This window comes from Halomonas sp. AOP22-C1-8 (assembly GCF_052378905.1).
Taxonomy (GTDB): Bacteria; Pseudomonadota; Gammaproteobacteria; order Pseudomonadales; family Halomonadaceae; genus Vreelandella; species Vreelandella citrativorans.
This window is the reverse complement of the sequence record NZ_JBQSYD010000056.1, coordinates 1-4,119: the sequence shown is the minus strand read 5'-3', so window position 1 is coordinate 4,119 and position 4,119 is coordinate 1. Positions and strand designations below refer to the sequence as shown.

Sequence of the window (4,119 nt, the reverse complement as noted above, 5' to 3'; positions counted from 1 at the left end):
GTCGAGGTCAGCGTCCGCATCGGCGTCTGAATCCGCATCAGCGTCCGCATCGGCGTCTGCATCCGCATCAGCGTCGGAATCCGCATCGGCATCAGCGTCTGCATCAGCATCCGCATCCGCATCCGCGTCGGCATCTGCATCCGCATCCGCGTCGGCATCTGCATCCGCATCAGCATCAGCATCCGAATCGGCGTCTGCATCAGCATCCGCATCAGCGTCCGCATCCGCATCTGCATCTGCATCAGCGTCTGCATCCGCATCAGCGTCCGCATCGGCATCGGCATCGGCATCGGCGTCCGCATCAGCATCGGCGTCCGCATCAGCGTCTGCATCAGAATCGGCATCTGCGTCCGCGTCGGCATCCGCATCAGCATCCGAATCGGCGTCGGCATCGGCATCAGCGTCCGCATCGGCGTCGGTATCCGCGTCCGCATCGGCGTCCGCATCGGCGTCCGCATCGGCGTCCGCATCGGCATCTGCGTCTGCGTCTGCATCTGCGTCTGCATCAGCATCCGAATCGGCGTCAGCGTCGGCGTCTGCATCCGCATCCGCATCTGCATCTGCATCCGCATCCGCATCCGCATCCGTATCCGTATCCGCATCAGCGTCCGCATCCGCATCCGCATCTGCATCTGCATCTGCATCTGCATCTGCATCTGCATCTGCATCAGCGTCTGCATCCGCATCCGCATCAGCATCCGCATCTGCATCAGCGTCCGCATCTGCATCGGCATCGGCGTCGGCGTCGGCGTCAGTATCAGCATCAGCGTCTGCATCCGCATCGGCGTCAGCATCTGCATCTGCATCCGCGTCGGCATCTGCATCGGCGTCGGCGTCGGCATCCGCATCAGAATCTGCATCAGCGTCCGCATCGGCATCGGCGTCCGCATCGGCATCGGCGTCCGCGTCCGCATCGGCGTCTGCATCGGCGTCCGCGTCGGCATCAGCGTCCGAATCGGCATCGGCGTCAGCATCCGCATCTGCATCGGCATCCGCGTCGGCATCGGCATCGGCATCGGCATCTGCATCGGCATCCGCGTCTGCATCGGCATCGGCATCGGCGTCGGCGTCGGCGTCGGCGTCGGCGTCGGCATCAGAATCTGCATCAGCGTCCGCATCGGCATCGGCGTCAGCATCCGCATCAGCATCCGCATCGGCATCAGCATCAGCATCGGCGTCCGCATCGGCGTCAGCATCAGAATCGGCGTCTGCATCTGCATCTGCATCTGCATCTGCATCTGCATCTGCATCTGCATCAGCGTCCGCATCTGCATCAGCGTCCGCATCGGCGTCTGCATCGGCGTCTGCATCGGCGTCGGCGTCGGCGTCTGCATCGGCATCGGCGTCGGCGTCTGCATCGGCATCGGCGTCGGCGTCGGCGTCCGCATCGGCATCGGCGTCAGCGTCAGCATCCGCATCGGCGTCAGCATCCGCGTCCGCATCGGCATCCGCGTCTGCATCAGCATCAGCATCGGCGTCAGCATCAGAATCGGCGTCTGCATCAGCATCAGCATCTGCATCTGCATCAGCGTCCGCATCTGCATCGGCGTCTGCATCGGCATCGGCGTCGGCGTCGGCATCAGAATCTGCATCAGCGTCCGCATCGGCATCGGCGTCAGCGTCAGCGTCAGCGTCAGCGTCAGCGTCCGCATCCGCGTCAGCATCCGCGTCCGCATCGGCATCCGCATCAGCATCGGCGTCAGCATCAGAATCGGCGTCTGCATCAGCATCAGCATCTGCATCAGCGTCCGCATCTGCATCAGCGTCCGCATCTGCATCAGCGTCCGCATCGGCGTCTGCATCAGCGTCTGCATCAGAATCGGCATCTGCGTCCGCGTCGGCATCCGCGTCAGCATCAGCATCCGAATCGGCGTCGGCATCGGCATCAGCGTCCGCATCGGTATCCGCGTCCGCATCGGCGTCCGCATCGGCATCGGCGTCTGCATCTGCATCTGCATCGGCGTCCGCATCCGCATCCGCATCGGCATCCGCATCGGCGTCGGCGTCGGCGTCGGCGTCGGCGTCGGCATCAGCGTCGGCATCAGCGTCGGAATCCGCATCGGCGTCCGCATCTGAATCCGAATCGGCATCCGCGTCGGCATCAGCGTCGGCATCGGCGTCTGCATCAGCGTCGGCGTCCGCATCTGCATCGGCATCAGCGTCGGAATCCGCATCGGCGTCCGCATCAGCGTCCGCATCGGCATCGGCATCGGCGTCCGCATCGGCGTCTGTATCCGCATCTGCGTCTGCATCTGCATCAGCGTCGGCGTCGGCATCCGCATCGGCGTCTGAATCGGCATCTGCGTCGGCGTCATCTAGTGCTGCGGCAGCGGCTGCGTCGCCTCCATCAAATTCGACGAATTCAGTCCCGTCCAGGCCACCTTCAGTGCTAAAAGCAAGTGGGTCGACCTCTTCAGCGATACGGGCAAGGCGTACAAAGCTGTTGCCGCCCCCACCGCCTCCGCCAGCACCACCGGCGGCGGTAGCATCCAGCAGTTCGAGTAAGTCGCCATCTTCATCAATAGCGGCGAGCAGCGCTTCTAAATCATCATCCAGAACGCTAGCATCGGTGGTTACAATCGCATCGGGATCAAGCTCAGGAGTGATAGCTACTTCTTGACCACCCTCAACAACGTTAATACCTGTACCGTCGGCAAAGTCCAGATCTACGCGGCCATCCGCAGACGTGATGATCGTTTCACCTTCCTGAAGAATATCGCCAATACGAAGTTCTCGAAGGTTGCCGTCTTCATCACGTGCCCAAGCTTGACCTGAAATCGCGATAACTGTAGTCATCTGCTGTATCCCACCCGCCGTTTAATTAAAGAGTTTGCCGCTTTTGTAAAAGCCAATGAAAGTGAACATTCATTAACGGCATTTTGCAGCAAGGGTAGCTCTGATGGTGGCGAATTTATATTGTACCGGTGGACAGTACTAATACAGCGATAGAAGGAGTCTGACGGATATGCTAAAGACCATGATGTTTTTTGCTGAACAGAACCTTCCACCATGTTTTTTTTACTCATCAGCCAGAGTAATGACCTCATAAGCTTTTATAAGCCCTGGCATCATATTTAGCGCGCCTGAATCATTATAAAGATGACAACGTTGGCAAAATTCGTGCACTCGTGCAGCTAGCGCAACGCCGTTCGCCGCCATGGTTGGCGAGTCAAACTCAGACCAGACTTGCTGACTATCAGGACTTTCCCATTGACTGCTGATTAGCTCAAGCACTTCCGCATTTAGCTTGGCGGATAGCGGCCAATGTGCTCCCAACGTGTCATACACCCAACCATTCCAGTCCAGTAGAAGTATATGGTTGCCTATAGTTGCCATGCGCGCGCTGCCAGGATTTTGAACCGTCAGGCATTTGGGAAGCCTTTCCATCTCAACGATTATAAGCGGCCATAACTGCAAGAAACGCTGAACTTGAAAGGTTTGTTGATCCTCTTGTGTCAAATAGGCAAAGTGCGACGCCTCAATTTTTCTCATACGCTCGGGTAGTGAGGCAAACGTTTCAGCGTACTGGGTGGCTATGTTGTCAGGCAGCGGTATATGTCGCCAATACTGGCGCAACTCATTCATCCAAGGCTTGCGCTCCTCTGAGTTTTTCCATTGAGGAAGTTTGTCCCCTACTTCCAATAATATAAAAGAGCACCAAGCTAAACGCCCACTAGCTCGTAAAACAGGCACAACAGGGATAACATCATAGTGATAGCCACCTACTTCACTCAAAAGCGCGATTTCATGAAGCGCTTCGTTTTCTCGCGCAGGGACGTAGCACTTCAGCAACCTGTAGCGTGAGAAGCCATTACTATCCACATCACGAATCAATACATGTGCTATAGCCCGTCCGTAAAGCAGCCGACACTGTAAAATCTCAAGATCGCGATGACAGTATTGACATTCAACTAGCCATGGCAGTAGCCACTGTTGAAGAGCTGCCTGTTCAAAGCGCTGCACAAAATCCGAGGCTGAAGAGAGAGAAACCTGCCTGGAGCGTGGCAAAAGCAACATATTAATCTGCTTAAAATTCTTGATGATGCCTAGGAAATTGACCAGCCCATTAACACTGGCTGCCATTAGCTGACGCATTCCTAACAGTAAAATAAACAGAGT

General features: G+C 57.5%; 1 protein-coding gene and 1 pseudogene. Both read right to left on the bottom strand.

The window, feature by feature from the left end; genetic code table 11:
• On the bottom strand, positions 1 to 2,796 hold a 2,796-nt coding region (locus tag ACT3TY_RS17750; protein ID WP_444629079.1), incomplete at its 3' end, for a hypothetical protein.
• 222 nt (positions 2,797 to 3,018) lie between these two features.
• Positions 3,019 to 4,119, bottom strand: a pseudogene (locus ACT3TY_RS17745) (ABC transporter ATP-binding protein); the annotation flags it as partial.